The sequence below is a fragment of the Staphylococcus sp. CoH_129_LAB_1 genome (assembly GCF_058191515.1).
The window spans coordinates 39,633-56,794 of record NZ_JBXWKZ010000015.1 but is presented as its reverse complement, the minus strand read 5'-3'; the positions used below and the strand labels follow the sequence as shown (position 1 = coordinate 56,794).

Annotated in this window: 15 protein-coding genes; 14 read left to right on the top strand and 1 reads right to left on the bottom strand. The window is 31.5% G+C overall.

The features are described from left to right. Positions 1 to 200: 200 nt before the first annotated feature. The 14 genes from AC2FB1_RS06260 to hfq all read left to right on the top strand — a co-directional run bounded on the left by AC2FB1_RS06260 (position 201) and on the right by hfq (position 16,399). Positions 201 to 821, top strand: a complete 621-nt coding sequence (locus tag AC2FB1_RS06260; protein WP_490674423.1) for a poly-gamma-glutamate hydrolase family protein — start codon at positions 201 to 203, stop codon at positions 819 to 821. Between the two features lie 63 nt (positions 822 to 884). After that, positions 885 to 1,181, top strand: coding sequence for a thiamine-binding protein (locus AC2FB1_RS06255; protein WP_002448768.1), 297 nt, complete (start codon positions 885 to 887; stop codon positions 1,179 to 1,181). A 193-nt stretch (positions 1,182 to 1,374) separates the two neighbouring features. After that, entirely contained in the window at positions 1,375 to 2,919 is a 1,545-nt protein-coding gene (miaB, locus tag AC2FB1_RS06250; RefSeq protein WP_490674422.1) for a tRNA (N6-isopentenyl adenosine(37)-C2)-methylthiotransferase MiaB, read from the top strand. Between the two features lies 1 nt (position 2,920). Next, entirely contained in the window at positions 2,921 to 3,289 is a 369-nt protein-coding gene (locus tag AC2FB1_RS06245; RefSeq protein ID WP_490674421.1) for a YlbF/YmcA family competence regulator, read from the top strand. A 20-nt stretch (positions 3,290 to 3,309) separates the two neighbouring features. Beyond that, a complete protein-coding gene (gene thiW, locus AC2FB1_RS06240; protein WP_490674420.1) occupies positions 3,310 to 3,798 on the top strand; it encodes an energy coupling factor transporter S component ThiW in 489 nt (162 codons plus the stop codon). 198 nt (positions 3,799 to 3,996) lie between these two features. Beyond that, positions 3,997 to 6,618, top strand: coding sequence for a DNA mismatch repair protein MutS (gene mutS / locus AC2FB1_RS06235; RefSeq protein WP_490674419.1), 2,622 nt, complete (start codon positions 3,997 to 3,999; stop codon positions 6,616 to 6,618). Positions 6,619 to 6,630: 12 nt separating this feature from the next. Continuing rightward, positions 6,631 to 8,655, top strand: coding sequence for a DNA mismatch repair endonuclease MutL (gene mutL / locus AC2FB1_RS06230; protein WP_490674418.1), 2,025 nt, complete (start codon positions 6,631 to 6,633; stop codon positions 8,653 to 8,655). Between the two features lie 15 nt (positions 8,656 to 8,670). Continuing rightward, positions 8,671 to 9,204 (top strand): glycerol-3-phosphate responsive antiterminator, encoded by a 534-nt coding sequence (locus AC2FB1_RS06225; protein ID WP_490674417.1) that lies wholly within the window; start codon positions 8,671 to 8,673, stop codon positions 9,202 to 9,204. Between the two features lie 623 nt (positions 9,205 to 9,827). Then, on the top strand, positions 9,828 to 10,646 hold the full coding sequence (locus AC2FB1_RS06220) for an MIP/aquaporin family protein (RefSeq protein ID WP_490674416.1): 819 nt from the start codon (positions 9,828 to 9,830) through the stop codon (positions 10,644 to 10,646). Positions 10,647 to 10,741: 95 nt separating this feature from the next. Beyond that, positions 10,742 to 12,241 (top strand): glycerol kinase GlpK, encoded by a 1,500-nt coding sequence (gene glpK / locus AC2FB1_RS06215; RefSeq protein WP_490674415.1) that lies wholly within the window; start codon positions 10,742 to 10,744, stop codon positions 12,239 to 12,241. Positions 12,242 to 12,388: 147 nt separating this feature from the next. Continuing rightward, positions 12,389 to 14,059, top strand: coding sequence for a glycerol-3-phosphate dehydrogenase/oxidase (locus AC2FB1_RS06210; protein ID WP_490674414.1), 1,671 nt, complete (start codon positions 12,389 to 12,391; stop codon positions 14,057 to 14,059). Between the two features lie 206 nt (positions 14,060 to 14,265). Then, the gene (locus AC2FB1_RS06205; RefSeq protein WP_490674413.1) at positions 14,266 to 15,201 is read left to right on the top strand and encodes an alpha/beta hydrolase; all 936 of its coding nucleotides are present in this window, start codon (positions 14,266 to 14,268) and stop codon (positions 15,199 to 15,201) included. Between the two features lie 3 nt (positions 15,202 to 15,204). Further along, on the top strand, positions 15,205 to 16,203 hold the full coding sequence (gene miaA, locus AC2FB1_RS06200) for a tRNA (adenosine(37)-N6)-dimethylallyltransferase MiaA (protein WP_490674412.1): 999 nt from the start codon (positions 15,205 to 15,207) through the stop codon (positions 16,201 to 16,203). Next, entirely contained in the window at positions 16,157 to 16,399 is a 243-nt protein-coding gene (hfq, locus tag AC2FB1_RS06195; RefSeq protein WP_490674411.1) for an RNA chaperone Hfq, read from the top strand. Before miaA ends, hfq begins: the two co-directional genes overlap by 47 nt. 190 nt (positions 16,400 to 16,589) lie before the next feature. On the opposite strand, the gene AC2FB1_RS06190 is transcribed toward hfq, so the two are convergent. Continuing rightward, positions 16,590 to 17,066 carry a glutathione peroxidase gene (locus AC2FB1_RS06190; protein WP_490674410.1) on the bottom strand — a complete coding sequence of 159 codons (477 nt, stop codon included), beginning with the start codon at positions 17,064 to 17,066 and terminating at the stop codon, positions 16,590 to 16,592. Positions 17,067 to 17,162: the final 96 nt, after the last annotated feature.

The window sequence follows — 17,162 nt, the reverse complement described above, 5'->3', positions numbered from 1 at the left end:
CACCTCCGCATGATTCATTTTAATATGAATTCAACGAAAGTGTTTTTATATCATTCCCACTAATTGGGGTCAGTCCAGTATTATATGACTTCAGGAATGTTTTTTAATTTAAGTTTAAATTTATAAAAATTTTGTTAAACTCCAGTTATTTATTCTCATTAGGGAAGAGAATCGTATAGTAAATAAAAGGAGTGGGGATGTTGGACAAATTTAATTCAATGCAAGAATTGGAAAAAAGAACGACTGAAAATGAAGACTGGAAAATAATAACTAGAAATCGAAATAGCAATGTTTCAATATTAGCAATTCATGGGGGAGGCATTGAACCCGCTACAACTGAGTTAGCATGTATGATTGCTGATGAAGGAGATTACAATTACTTTACTTTCGAAGGTTTACGTAGTAAAGGAAATCAAGAATTACACGTAACTTCTACACATTATGATAATGAAGAGGCAATGAACTTGGTAACTGATAGTAGCCAAGCTATTATTATACATGGTTGCGAAGGAGACGAGAACATTGCTTATATTGGTGGAAAAGACGAACGTTTAAAATCATCAATCATAAAAGAATTAAATAATATAGGTATAAAAGCTACAGAAGCACCAAGTCATATTTCAGGTGAACAGGATAATAACATAGTTAATTGTACAGCTAAGGGCATGGGTGTACAAATTGAATTAACTACCTCGCTACGTAAAGCTTTTTTCAAAAATAATAAAACAAATCGAAAAAGTAGAGAAGAAAAATCAAATTGGGATAAATTAATGTACGACTTCGCAAAAGCGATTCAATGTGCAATAGGAAATAGGGAATAACTCAGATTTAAAAAGCTAATCATGATAAAATAAAATTATGAATAAAATATAGAGGTGAAATTTATGCAAGATACGTTAATGAGTGTACAAATTGTTCCTAAAACACCTAATAACGATGATGTTATTCCTTATGTAGATGAAGCTATTAAAATTATCGATCAGTCAGGACTGCATTACAGAGTAGGACCACTTGAAACAACTGTGCAAGGTGATATGAGTGAATGCTTAATTTTAATTCAAAAATTAAATGAAAGAATGGTTGAATTAGAATGTCCTAGTATTATTAGCCAAGTGAAGTTTTATCATGTACCAGAAGGTATTTCAATTGAAACATTAACTGGTAAATATGACGAAGCATAATATAATTAAAAGTTAAGTGAATAAATTAAAGTATAGTTTAAGTGGAGTAGGATTCATAGTGATATCTATTCCACTTTTTTATTCAATAATTAACAAATGAAATATATTAATTTGTAAACTCTTTTTGCACTTTAATGCTAATTTTAATATAATGTACTAATAATATTAGGGCATATAGAAAGGATTTTTTAAAGTGAATGAAGAGCAAAGAAAAGCTGGTACGATAGATATCTTAAACGAACGTAATAAAAAAGAAGAAAAAGACTATAGCAAATATTTCGAACATGTTTATCAACCACCAAATCTTAAAGAAGCAAAAAAACGTGGTAAACAAGATGTTCAATACAATCGAGATTTTCATATTGAAGATAAATATAAAGGCATGGGTAAAGGAAGAACATTTTTAATTAAAACATATGGTTGTCAAATGAATGCACATGATACTGAAGTAATGGCAGGAATTTTACAAGCTTTAGATTATCAAGCAACAGATGACATTAATGAAGCGGATGTTATATTAATTAATACATGTGCTATTCGTGAAAATGCAGAAAATAAAGTGTTTAGTGAAATTGGTAATTTAAAACACTTAAAGAAAAATAGACCTGAAACATTGATTGGTGTATGTGGCTGTATGTCACAAGAAGAATCAGTTGTAAATAAAATTTTAAAATCTTATCAAAATGTAGATATGATTTTTGGCACGCATAACATACATAAATTACCTGAAATTTTAGAAGAAGCATATTTATCAAAAGCAATGGTCGTTGAGGTTTGGTCTAAAGAAGGTGATGTTATTGAAAACTTACCTAAAGTACGTGAAGGAAGTACAAAAGCATGGGTTAATATTATGTATGGATGTGATAAATTCTGTACATATTGTATTGTACCTTTTACACGAGGAAAAGAACGTAGTCGTAGACCACAAGATATCATTGAAGAAGTTCGTGGCTTAGCCCGTGAAGGTTATAAAGAAATCACACTATTAGGACAAAATGTTAATTCATATGGAAAAGATATTAAAGATTTAGATTATGGTTTAGGTGATTTATTAGAAGACATTTCTAAAATTGACATTCCACGCGTACGTTTTACAACAAGTCATCCTTGGGATTTTACAGATAGAATGATTGAAGTGATTGCAAAAGGTGGCAATATCGTTCCTCATATCCATTTACCTGTACAATCTGGAAATAACGCTGTATTAAAAATAATGGGACGTAAATATTCACGTGAAAGCTACTTAGATTTAGTTGATAGAATTAAAAAAGCTATTCCTAATGTCGCTCTTACTACTGATATAATAGTAGGTTATCCTAATGAAACAGAAGAACAATTTGAAGAAACACTTTCATTGTATGATGAAGTTCAATTTGAACACGCTTATACGTATTTGTATTCACAAAGAGATGGTACGCCTGCTGCTAAAATGAAAGATAATGTTCCAACTGAAGTGAAAAAAGATCGTTTGCAACGTTTAAATAAAAAAGTTGGACAATATTCAGAAAAAGCAATGCAAAATTATGATGGACAGGTTGTTACTGTTTTATGTGAAGGAACAAGTAAAAAAGATGAAACCGTTCTAGCAGGCTATACTGAAAAAAATAAATTAGTTAACTTTAAAGGGCCACGTGAAGCTATTGGTCAACTTGTTGATGTCAAAATTGAAGAAGCCAAGCAATACTCACTAAACGGAAAATTTTTACATTTTCATGATCAAGTTATGGTGACTAATTAACATGTATAATAAAGAAGAGATTCTAAAACAAGCAAATTGTGTGTCGAACAAAATAAAGTCACTAGAATTGATTAAACAATACCAAAATGTAGAGCAACAAATTCATGAGAATTCATCAATTGAACAAAAAATGAAACAATTAAAATTGCAACAAAAACAGTCAGTGAATTTTCAAAATTATGGTAAGCATCAAGCCTTTCAAAAATCCGAAGAAGAAATCTACCAACTTGAAAAAGAAATCAATGCATTACCTATTGTGAAAGAGTTTCGTTTAGCACAATTTGAAGCAAATGAGTTGTTACAATTGATGGTTTCTACTATGGAACAACGTTTAAATGATCATAATGAAAAAGCGCATCACGATTCATAAACAGAAGGGAATATACAAAGATGAAAACTAAAAAACTTACCATTACAGCTTTACTTATTGCTTTTAATGTCGTATTTAGTAGTTTTATTATCATACCTTTAGGTCCAGTCAAAGCAGCTCCAGTACAACATTTTGTAAATGTATTATGTGCTGTCTTTGTAGGACCATGGTATGGTTTAGCACAAGCTTTAATTTCTTCTTTAATAAGAATAACATTTGGCACAGGTAGTGCATTTGCCTTTCCTGGTAGTATGATTGGTGTGTTTCTAGCTAGCATCTTCTATATGTATAGAAAGCATATATTTATGGCCGCAATTGGAGAAGTGATTGGAACAGGAATTATTGGTAGCTTAACGTGTATTCCACTATCTTGGATATTAGGATTGCAACATTTCTTTATTAAGCCATTAATGCTTGTATTTATTGTTTCAAGTTTTCTTGGTGCAACGATTAGTTATATCTTACTTATAGTGTTAAAGAAACGTGGATTATTAGATAAATTCAAGTAAATATTTTATTTAAGATTATCATTTCACACTCTTAATAAGCTAAGTGCTTAGTAAGAGTAATAGAGAGATGATAATCTTTTTTAAGTTGAAAAGCAATATCCCAATTAGATGACGAGCGCTTCATTATGACATATGTTAAAATATACAAGTTGAAAAGTGCGTAGAAAAAAGTATATATCAGTAAGGTTGTGAAAAAATATGGCTAATGTGACACCTATGATGCAACAATATTTAAAAATAAAATCTCAATATCAAGATTGTTTATTATTTTTTAGATTAGGCGATTTTTATGAAATGTTTTTTGAAGATGCTAAAGAAGCATCTAGAATATTAGAAATCACCTTAACTAAAAGAGATGCTAAAAAAGAAAATCCAATTCCAATGTGTGGTGTTCCGTATCATTCAGCAAATAGCTATATTGAAACTCTCATTAATAATGGATATAAAGTTGCTATTTGTGAGCAAATGGAAGATCCAAAACAAACAAAAGGTATGGTTAAAAGAGAAGTCGTTAAAGTAGTTACACCAGGAACAATGATGGAACAAGGTGGAATGGATGAAAATCAAAATAATTATATTCTTAGTTTCATTAAGAATGAAAAGGGATACGCATTAAGTTACTGTGATGTGTCAACTGGTGAATTGAAAACGACAAATTTTGAAGATGAAAGTACGTTAATTAATGAAATTATTACGATTAATCCTAATGAAATTGTAGTACAAGAAGACATAGATGAAGACTTAAAAAAACAAATTTCACTTACTACAGAAACGATTACAGTTAGAGAAGAAATTTCTGAGATGGAGTACAGTGTCAATACATTGGAAAATAAATTAATGTTTTTGACAACACAATTATTGTTAGATTATATTCATCATACTCAAAAAAGAGATTTATCGCATATTGAAGACGTGATAACCTATGCAGCAATTGACTTTATGAAAATGGATTATTATGCAAAGCGTAATTTAGAGCTTACAGAAAGTATTCGTTTAAAAAGTAAAAAAGGAACACTATTATGGTTAATGGATGAAACGAAAACACCTATGGGGGCAAGACGTTTGAAACAGTGGATTGATCGTCCTCTCATTCATAAAGATAATATTGAACAGCGATTAGACATTGTAGAATCATTCATAGATCATTTTATAGAAAGAGACACTTTAAGAGGCTATCTTAATCAAGTATATGATATTGAAAGATTAGTTGGACGAGTAAGTTATGGAAATGTAAATGCTCGAGATTTGATTCAACTTAAACATTCTATTTCTGAAATTCCGAATATTAAATCGCTTCTTGAACAAATGGATAATGTGGCAACAACACAGTTTAGCACATTAGAACCTTTAGAAGATTTATTGCAAGTCTTGGATGATAGTTTAGTAGAAGAACCACCCATTTCAGTTAAAGATGGAGGTCTTTTTAAGCAAGGATTTAGTAAGCAATTGGATGAGTACTTAGAAGCTTCTAGAAATGGGAAAGATTGGCTTGCGCAACTTCAAGCGAAAGAACGTGAAAGAACAGGTATCAAATCGTTAAAAATCAGCTACAATAAAGTGTTTGGTTATTTTATTGAAATCACGCGCGCTAATCTCCAAGGATTCGAACCAAGCGATTATGGCTATCACCGTAAACAAACATTATCTAATGCGGAAAGATTTATTACTGATGAACTAAAAGAAAAAGAAGATATTATTTTAGGTGCAGAAGACAAGGCAATTGAACTAGAATATCAATTGTTTATTCGACTGAGAGAGCATGTTAAATCATATACTGAAAGATTACAAAGGCAAGCAAAAGTGATATCCGAGCTTGATTGTTTACAAAGCTTTGCAGAAATTGCTCAAAAGTATAACTATGTTAGACCAGAATTTAGTGATGACAAGACATTGAAATTAGAAAATTCTAGACATCCTGTTGTAGAACGCGTGATGGATTATAATGATTATGTGCCAAACGATTGTTATCTTGACCAAAATAACTTTATTTATTTGATTACTGGTCCAAATATGTCTGGTAAATCAACTTATATGCGTCAAGTTGCAATCATTAGCATCATGGCACAAATGGGAGCTTATGTGCCATGCGATCATGCGATATTACCTATTTTCGATCAAATTTTTACAAGAATTGGTGCTGCAGATGATTTAGTATCTGGTAAAAGTACCTTTATGGTTGAAATGCTAGAAGCACAAAAAGCATTAACGTATGCAACAGAGGATAGTTTAATTATCTTCGATGAAATCGGAAGAGGAACTTCAACATATGATGGTTTATCTCTTGCTCAAGCTATGATTGAGTATGTAGCTGAAACATCACATGCTAAGACGCTTTTTTCAACGCATTATCATGAGTTAACGACATTAGATCAACAATTGTCTAGTTTGAAAAATGTACATGTAGCCGCAGATGAGTATCAAGGTGAACTTATTTTCCTTCATAAAGTTAAAGACGGTGCTGTTGACGATAGTTATGGGATTCAAGTTGCTAAGCTAGCAAATCTTCCTGAAAAAGTGATTGAAAGAGCTCAAGTCATTTTAAATGCATTTGAGCAAAATGATTTACCAAATGAGAATGCTAATCGTAAACCATATAATGACACATCTAAAGATATCGAAAATAAAAATCAGTTAACCGATAAGAAAGAACGTTCAACTACTGAACAAACAGATGTGTTTGAACAAACAAGTTTTGACTTATTTAATTTGAATGAAACACAAAGCGAAATAGAAGCACAAATTAAAAATTTAAATATTTCAAATATGACACCTATTGAAGCATTACTTAAGTTAAGCGAATTACAAAATCAGTTAAGATAGAGGTGTTAATCTATGGGTAAAATTAAAGAATTACAAACATCTTTAGCAAATAAAATTGCAGCGGGAGAAGTGGTTGAACGCCCTAGTTCAGTAGTAAAAGAACTGCTTGAAAATGCAATTGATGCCAAGGCGACTGAAATTAATATAGAAGTAGAACAATCAGGTATTTCATCAATTCGTGTAGTAGATAATGGAACTGGAATTGAGCAAGATGATTTGCAACTTGTTTTTCATCGTCATGCTACTAGTAAAATAAATGATGATGACGATTTATTTCATATTAGAACATTAGGATTTCGTGGGGAAGCACTGGCGAGTATTTCATCTGTAGCTAAAGTGACACTTAAAACGTGTACAGATAATGAAAATGGTCATGAAATTTATGCTGAAAATGGTAAAATATTATCTCAAAAACCAGCAAAAGCTAAAAAAGGAACAGATATTAAAGTAGAATCATTATTTTATAACACGCCAGCTCGCTTAAAATATATTAAAAGTTTATATACAGAACTAGGTAAAATTACAGATATTGTTAATCGGATGGCAATGAGTCATCCAAATATTCGTTTTTCACTTGTATCTGATGGAAAAACAATGTTAAAAACGAATGGCTCTGGAAGAACCAATGAGGTAATGGCTGAAATATATGGTATCAAAGTTGCGAAAGATTTAGTTCATATTTCTGGAGATACAAGTGACTATCATTTAGAAGGATTTGTTGCTAAACCAGAACATTCTCGTAGTAATAAACACTATATTTCAATTTTTATTAATGGGCGATATATCAAAAATTTTGCTTTAAATAAAGCTATTACTGAAGGATATCATACACTTCTAACGATAGGACGTTATCCAATTTGCTATATCAATATAGAAATGGATCCAATTTTAGTAGACGTCAATGTTCATCCGACAAAACTTGAAGTTAGACTTTCAAAAGAAGAACAACTTTATAATTTAATTATTGAAAAAATCAGAAATGCCTTCAAAGATAGAATATTAATACCTAAAAATGATTTAGATCGAACATCTAAAAAAAATAAAGTATTGCATACATTTGAACAGCAAAAAATTAATTTTGAGCAAAAACAACAAAATGATTTAAATCAATCAAAACAATTAGAAAACGAAAATGAACTAAACACTTTGTCTAACGATACTTTTTCAACAATAGATTATCAATATGATGAAAAACAAACGTCTAATGATTCTTATACTAGAGAAGATAACGATAGTTCTAGTGTCTATAATAATGAACGTAGTACGGATAAAGATTATTTCGACATTCAAAAAGATATTTTAAATAGTTTAGATCGTGCAATAGATTCAAATAGCAATAGTGAAAATGAAGAGAATGAGTTTTATCGTCTTGATAGAAAAAATGATACTCAGCAGAATGATATAAACCAAGAAGTACAAGATATTAAAGGTAAAGTAAGTTCAACACCATCTCGACGAGTGCCCTATATGGAAGTAGTTGGTCAAGTGCATGGTACGTATATTATTGCTCAAAATGAAAATGGAATGTTTATGATAGATCAACATGCTGCGCAAGAACGTATTAAATACGAATACTTCAGAGAAAAAATAGGCGAAGTATCAAATGAAGTACAAGATTTGTTAATTCCTTTAACATTCCACTTTTCAAAAGATGAGCAATTAATTATTGATCAATATCGAGAAGAACTTGATAAAGTAGGAGTCCATTTAGAACATTTTGGTGGATATGATTATATTGTCAATAGTTATCCAGTATGGTTTCCTAAAGTTGAAGCAGAGGAAATTATCAAAGATATGATTGAATTAGTATTAAATCATAAAAAAATTGACGTAAAAAAAATGCGTGAAGATGCAGCTATTATGATGAGTTGTAAGAAGTCAATTAAAGCAAATCACTACTTGAAAAATAATGAAATGGCAGATTTAATTGATCAATTAAGAGAAGCCGAAGATCCATTTACTTGTCCTCATGGTAGACCAATTATTATTAACTTTTCAAATTATGAATTAGAGAAATTATTTAAGCGAGTAATGTAGAAGGGATGCGTAGAAATGAAAGAACACGTACTACCAGCAATTCGAAATATGAAAGATTTAGAAAAATTAACTCAAACGGATTATAAAGTGTGTGTCCTTTTAGATATGCATGTAGGACATTTAAAAAGTATTATGGAATTACTTAAAAAACATGACATTGAGGTATATATTCACATTGATTTAATTAAAGGAATGGCACATGATGAATATGCATGTGAATATATCATTCAAACATACAAACCAAAAGGTATTGTTTCAACAAAAACAAAAGTCATCCAAAAAGCAAAGTCATTAAATGTACTTACTATTTTTAGGGTCTTTATTATTGATAGTCAAGCGCTCAATCGTAGTATCCAACTCATAAAGAAAGTAGAGCCAGATTATGTTGAAGTACTACCAGGTATTGCGCATAAAATTGTTGAAAATGTAGGAGAAGCAACAGCTGCTAAAATTATAGCAGGTGGGTTAATTGAAGAAGAAAAAGAAGTGAATGATGCAATCAACAGTGGCGCAAGCTATGTAACTACAAGTAATAGGAAACTATGGTAGAAATTAAAATTTTAACCTGAGACAATAATTTGAAGTGTGCTTGTACCTAGTCAAGTAGACAAGTAAATAATAAAAAAAGAGTCTGGGAAATAAAGTTTCTAGATAAGTGAAAAAAGACAATTTCTATTGAAATAATATAGAACTTGTCTTTTTTATAAACTTTTGATTATTTTCAACTCGTTGGGTTGCTCGTTTTCTTATATTGAGTGCCATTAGTAGAGTAAGTAGAGTCATGTGATATTCTTTATATATAAGGAACCTTGTTAATTTAGTTTATTGATATTTATTAAATTATACGAAAGTGCCTTATTTTTTAAATATTCCAATGTAAAATTACATATAAATACAAAGTATTTTGGCGAGACTCTTGAGGGAACAAGACAAGCTGTAGACTACAGGCTGAAGCTGTCCCCTAAAAATATTTGTAAAGTATGATGTTTTAATCTACAAATAAATTAAAAAAATATAAATTGTGACAATTTTTTTACAAAAGCTATTGACAACGCTTACAACAATTTTGTATGATTTATACAAGTTAATATTTGAATGAGAGACGAAGAGATTTCTGCAAGCCGAATTATGTAAGTTTGTAGAAATCTCTTTGCTTTTTAGGAGGTTAAAGCATGAATGCTTATTTAGCAGAATTTTTAGGCACGGCCATTCTTATTTTGTTTGGTGGAGGCGTATGTGCGAATGTAAATTTAAAACGCAGCGCTGGACAAGAATCGGATTGGATTGTTATTGCCGCTGGATGGGGCTTAGCTGTAACAATGGGAGTTTACGCAGTAGGTCAATTTTCTGGAGCACATTTAAACCCAGCTGTGACAATTGCTTTAGCAGTTGAAGGAGGTTTTAGCTGGGCAAAAGTACCAGGATATATTGTTTGTCAAATGCTTGGAGGAATTGTAGGTGCTGCACTTGTGTGGTTAATGTATTTACCACATTGGAAAGTAACGACAGATCAAGGTGCAAAATTAGGAGTATTTTCTACTGCACCTGCTATTAAAAATTATTTTGCTAACTTTTTAAGTGAAATAATTGGAACTACTATTTTAACTTTAGGTATTTTATTCATTGGGGTAAATAAAATTGCAGATGGATTAAATCCATTAATTGTGGGTAGTTTAATTATTGCAATAGGTTTAAGTTTAGGTGGCCCTACAGGTTATGCCATTAATCCAGCTCGTGACTTAGGACCAAGAATTGCTCATGCGATTTTACCAATTGCTGGTAAAGGTGGATCTAATTGGTGGTATGCAATTGTACCGGTACTAGGACCAATTGCTGGTGGTATGTTGGGTGCCGTGATTTATCAAGTATTTTACAAAAATGAATTTACTTTTATGAGTGGTGTTAGCATAGTAGTTGTTATTATTACATTACTTATTGGTTTAGCACTTAATAAATCAAATAAAAATAAAGATGTTGAATCAATTTATTAAAGATAAAGAATTAATTTTAAATAGTGTAATATATTGACTATGTGACTTAGAGGATATTTACCACATATAGTCAGAATGAAAGAAGGAGAAAAATTATGGAACAATATATCATGTCAATAGATCAGGGCACAACTAGCTCTAGAGCAATTTTATTTGATAAAGAGGGACAAATTAAAAGTGTTGCGCAAAGAGAATTTAAGCAATACTTTCCTAAATCAGGTTGGGTAGAGCATGACGCTAATGAAATTTGGACCTCAGTATTAGCGGTGATGGCTGAAGTGATTAATGAAAATGAAGTTGATCCTGAACAAATTAAAGGTATTGGTATTACAAACCAACGTGAAACAACAGTTATTTGGGATAAGAAAACAGGTCGTCCAATTCATCATGCAATTGTTTGGCAATCACGTCAAACGCAACATATTTGTAATGAATTAAAAGAACAAGGTCATGAAGAAACATTTCGTAATAAAACTGGTTTATTATTAGACCCTTACTTCTCTGGCACAAAAGTAAGATGGTTATTAGATAACGTTAAAGGTGCAAGAGAAAAAGCAGAAAATGGCGATTTATTATTCGGGACTATCGATACTTGGTTAGTTTGGAAACTTTCTGGTGGAGAAGCGCATATCACCGACTATTCAAATGCAAGCCGCACATTAATGTATAACATTCACGACCTTAAATGGGATGATGAATTACTAGAATTATTAGATGTTCCTAAATCTATACTTCCAGAAGTTAAAGAATCTAGTGAAATTTATGCCCATACTAAAGATTATCACTTCTTTGGCCAAGAAGTACCAATTGCAGGTATTGCTGGTGACCAACAAGCAGCATTGTTCGGTCAAGCTTGTTTCGAACGCGGTGATGTGAAAAATACTTATGGCACTGGTGGATTTATGTTAATGAACACTGGCGAAAAACCTGTAACGTCTGACAGTGGTTTATTAACTACAATTGCTTACGGTCTCGACGGTAAAGTAAACTATGCTCTTGAAGGATCAATTTTTGTATCTGGATCAGCGATTCAATGGTTACGTGATGGTTTAAGAATTATTAATGCTGCACCACAAACTGAAAACTATGCAACACGTGTTAATTCTACTGATAATGTTTACTTTGTTCCGGCATTCGTAGGACTTGGTACACCATATTGGGATTCTGAAGCACGTGGTGCGATTTTCGGATTAACTCGCGGTACTGAAAAAGAACATTTCATTCGTGCAACATTAGAATCTTTATGTTACCAAACACGTGATGTAATGGAAGCAATGTCAAAAGATTCAGGTATTGAAGTAAACAACTTACGTGTTGATGGTGGTGCAGTAAAAAATAACTTTATTATGCAATTCCAAGCAGATATAGTTGATACAGCAGTAGAACGTCCAGAAGTTCAAGAAACAACTGCACTTGGTGCCGCTTACTTAGCAGGTTTAGCAGTTGACTTCTGGGAAGATAAAAAAGATATTGCTGATAGATGGAAATTACAAAAAGAATTCAAACCAGAAATGTCTGAAGAAACAAGAACTAAGTTATATAAAGGTTGGAAGAAAGCAGTAGAAGCTACTCAGGTCTTTAAATTAGAAGATTAGTTTTTTAATTATGGCTTAGTTACTAAGAATATGTTATAATGTAATTAAGTTAATACATTAGTCGAGATTTGAGAGACCTGTTATCATGCAGTATACTTCTGTGTGTATAGGTCTCTCTTTTTTAATATAAATTTTGGAGGGTATATTATGGCATTATCTACTTTTAATAGGAACTTAATTAAAAAGAATTTAAAAAATAAAGAATTTGACGTTGTAGTTATCGGTGGAGGAATTACTGGTGCAGGTATTGCATTAGATGCTACACAACGTGGTATGAAAGTAGCTTTAGTAGAAATGCAAGACTTTGCGCAAGGTACAAGTTCTCGCTCAACTAAATTAGTACATGGTGGTTTACGTTACTTGAAGCAAGCACAAATCAAAGTTGTTGCTGAAACAGGTAAAGAACGTGCAATAGTTTATGAAAATGGACCCCACGTAACAACTCCTGAATGGATGTTATTACCGATGCATAAAGGGGGTACATTTGGTAAATTCACAACTAATATCGGCTTAACAATGTACGATCGTTTAGCAGGCGTTAAACGTCATGAACGTAAAAAAATGTTATCTAAACAAGCTACTTTAAATAAAGAACCTCTTGTGAAAAAAGATGGTTTAAAAGGTGGCGGTTACTACGTAGAATATCGTACTGATGATGCCCGCTTAACAATTGAAGTAATGAAACGTGCTGCTGAAAAAGGTGCTGAAGTCATTAATCACACTAAATCTACTGACTTCGTATACGATGCTAAAAATAAAGTAAGTGGTATTAAAGTAAAAGATATGCTTACAGGTGAAGAGTATCAAATTAATGCTAAAAAAGTAATTAATGCTGCTGGTCCATGGGTAGACGAAGTGAGAAAGAAAGACTATACACGTAACAATAAGCAATTACGTTTAACAAAAGGTGTTCACGTAGTTATCGACCAATCAAAATTCCCATTACGTCAAGCAGTTTACTTTGATACTGAAAAAGATGGTCGTATGATTTTTGCTATTCCTCGTGAAGGTAAAGCATATGTAGGAACTACTGATACATTTTATAATAATGAAAAAACAAAACCATTAACTAACCAAGAAGATAGAGACTATTTAATTGATGCAATCAATTATATGTTCCCTGATGTGCATGTTACTGATGCTGATATTGAATCAACATGGGCTGGCGTACGTCCATTAATTTTAGAAGATGGAAAAGACCCTTCAGAAATTTCACGTAAAGATGAAATTTGGGAAGGTAAATCAGGATTATTAACGATAGCTGGTGGTAAGTTAACTGGATATCGTCATATGGCATTAGAAATTGTTGATTTATTAGCTAAACGTTTAAAACAAGAATATGGCCTGAAATTTGCGGATAGCAAAACTAAAAATACACCTATTTCTGGTGGAGATGTTGGCGGTAGTAAAAACTATGAAAACTATGTAAATCGTAAAGTCCAAGAAGGTAAAGCACTTGGATTAAGCACAGATGTGGCCTATAAATTAGCTGCAAAATATGGTTCAAATGTCGATAAATTATTCGCAATCGCACAATTAACTAATGAAAAAGACTTAAATATGCCATTAGAATTATATGTTCAATTAGTTTATAGTGTACAAAACGAAATGGTGTATAAACCAACAGATTTCTTAATTCGTCGTACTGGTAAATTATACTTCGATATCAATACAGTTAAACAATACAAACAAGCAATTATTGATGAATTAGATAAATTATTAAATTATACTGCTGAACAAAAAAATGAATTTTCTAAAGAAGTTGATGAAGCAATTGAAGAAGCAACACATGGTAATCATCAACCTGCAGAAAAATAATTATAATTAAAATAGTATGAAGCAACTGAGATTGGGTAAAAAACTCAATCTCAGTTTTTTTATGTTTTGTTAAAAGTTTTGAATTTAAAGTGCATATAACCTATTAAAATGTGACAAACTATTTGATAACATTAAAGAGTATAGGTATATTAGTAGGAATAGTACATAGATACATACCATTATAGAAAGAGATTGGAGGCATATGCATGGGGCAAAGTGCTTATAAAATAACTGTAGAAGATGGAACAACTTTAGAAGTTAAAATAGATAAAGCAAATATAGCAACTTATGGTATTATTCATATATTTCATGGCATGGCTGAACATATGGATCGATACGAAACACTTGTTAATGCTTTAACTCATCAAGGCTATGATGTTATTAGACATAATCATAGAGGCCATGGAAAAGAGATTGATGAGAAAGAACGAGGCCATTACGACAGTATGAATCAAGTCGTTCAAGATGCATTTGAAATTGCACAAACATTATATGATAGTGAGAAAGGATTGCCCTATATTGTATTAGGCCATTCAATGGGGTCTATTATTGCACGTTTATTTGTTGAAACTTATCCAAACTTTGCTGATGGATTGATATTAACTGGAACAGGCCAATATCCTAAATGGAAAAGTGTTCCCGCAGTAGCCGGATTAAAATTAATTTCTATTTTTACTGGTAAACGCAATCGTTTAAAATGGGTTAATCAACTTGTCTATAAATCATTTAACAAAAAAATTGAACAACCGCGAACTGAAAGTGACTGGCTGTCATCGCAATCTACAGAAGTTGATAAATTTGTAAAAGACGAGTATACCGGTTTTTTAGTTTCAAACCATTTAATATATGAAACAGTAAAAAATATGGTACGTACAGCACATTATAATCAATTAAAAAAAATGAATAATCAGTTACCAATATTAATGATTTCAGGAAAAGATGATCCCTTTGGAGAATATGGGAGAGGAATTAAATCTCTGGCCAGAAAGTTTAAAAAAGCTGGTATTAAACATATTACGGTACAACTTTATGCAAATAGAAGACACGAAATATTATTTGAAGATGATCAACAAATGATATGGAATCATATGTTTGATTGGATTCAAAGACAAGTACTGAAAAATAATCAGAGTGAGGCGTAATCATTGCAAGTATCAATAAAACCTTTTCTAATAGTTATTGTAGGACCAACAGCTTCGGGTAAGACAGAATTAAGTATCGAATTAGCAAAAAAAGTGAGTGGGGAAATTATTAGTGGCGATTCGATGCAAGTGTATCGTCAAATGAATATAGGTACTGCAAAGGTAACAGAAACTGAGATGGAAGGAATTCCCCATCATCTAATAGATATCTTAAATCCTGATGAATCATTTTCAGCATATGAATTTAAAAAAAGAGCGGAAGTGATTATTGAAGATATTTCAAAAAGAGGGAAAGTACCTATTATTGCGGGAGGTACAGGTTTATATATTCAATCTTTAATTTATGACTATCCGTTTGATGATGAGAATATCTCAGCAGAAAAAGAAATAAAAGTGAAAGAACAAATAGATGAGTTAAATGATTTAGACAATAATGAATTACATCGTTATTTAGCATCGTTTGATGAAGCATCAGCTAATGATATTCATCCAAATAATAGAAAAAGAGTGCTCAGAGCGATTGAATATTACTTAAAAACAAAAAAACTTTTAAGTTCTCGAAAGAAAGTTCAACAATTTACAGAAAATTATGATACATTATTAATAGGGGTTGAAATGTCGCGCAAAACATTATATGCAAGAATAAATAAACGTGTTGATATTATGTTGGGCCACGGATTATTTAATGAAGTGAAAGCACTAGTTGAACAAGGTTTTGAATCTAGTCAGAGTATGAAAGCAATTGGTTACAAAGAACTTGTCCCTGTTATAAAGGGAGAAATGGAATTAGAACCAGCTGTTGAATTATTGAAACAACATTCAAGACAATATGCAAAAAGACAACTCACATGGTTTAAAAACAAAATGAATGTTCAATGGTTTAATAGAGAGACAATGTCACTTCAAATGATGTTAGATGAGATTACAACCCAAATAAATAAAAGGAGTTCTAAACATGATTGCAAACCAAAACATCCAAGATCAAGCGCTAGAGAACTTTAAAGCGGAACAAACGGAAATTACTGTATTTTTCTTAAATGGTTTTCAAATGAAAGGCGTTATTGAAGACTTTGATAAATACATGATTAGCTTAGTTTCTCAAGGCAAACAACATTTGATTTACAAACATGCGATCAGCACTTTCACTGTAGATACTGAATCTACTGATTCAGAAGAAACAGTTGAGGGTGAAGAATAAGTTGTAATTAAAGTGCCAAGTTACTGACTTTCAGAGCGTAGTCCACGGTCGAGAATTATACGTAGCTTGCAAAATTCTCATCAATTTTTGCACTTTTGAACAAATAAAGGAAATGTTTGTAATAAAATAAAGCTTCAATATAGAAAGCTTGTCTATGACATAGCAATCTGTATTGAGGCTTTTGTTTATTTTATAGAAGTTTTTCAATATCTTTTTCAATTTGAGCAGGTTTTTTCTGAGGTGAGAAGCGTTGAACCACATTACCTTCACGGTCAACTAAAAACTTAGTGAAATTCCATTTAATTTTTTCGCTTAACATACCTTTAGCCTGATTTGTTAAAAAATGGAACAATGGATGTTGGTTGTCACCTTTAACATCAATTTTTTCGTGAATAGGGAACGTTACACCGTAGTTAATTTTACAATTTTGATTTGCTTCAGCCCCAGAACCAGGTTCTTGACCACCAAACTGATTACATGGGAAACCTAAAACAATAAATCCTTGGTCTTTATATTTATTATATAATTCTTGTAACCCTTCAAACTGTGGCGTAAATCCACATTCACTAGCTGTATTAACAATAAGTATGACATCGCCTTTATATGCATCTAATTTATAATGTTCACCATTAGATTTTTGAACTTCAAAATCATAAATATTTTTCATACTATCACCCTTTCAATTTAGGTTTAATTTAACACAATTTTAGTCGTTAGTCTTTAAACTTGCTCTATGATAGAATATGTAAGACATATTAAAAAA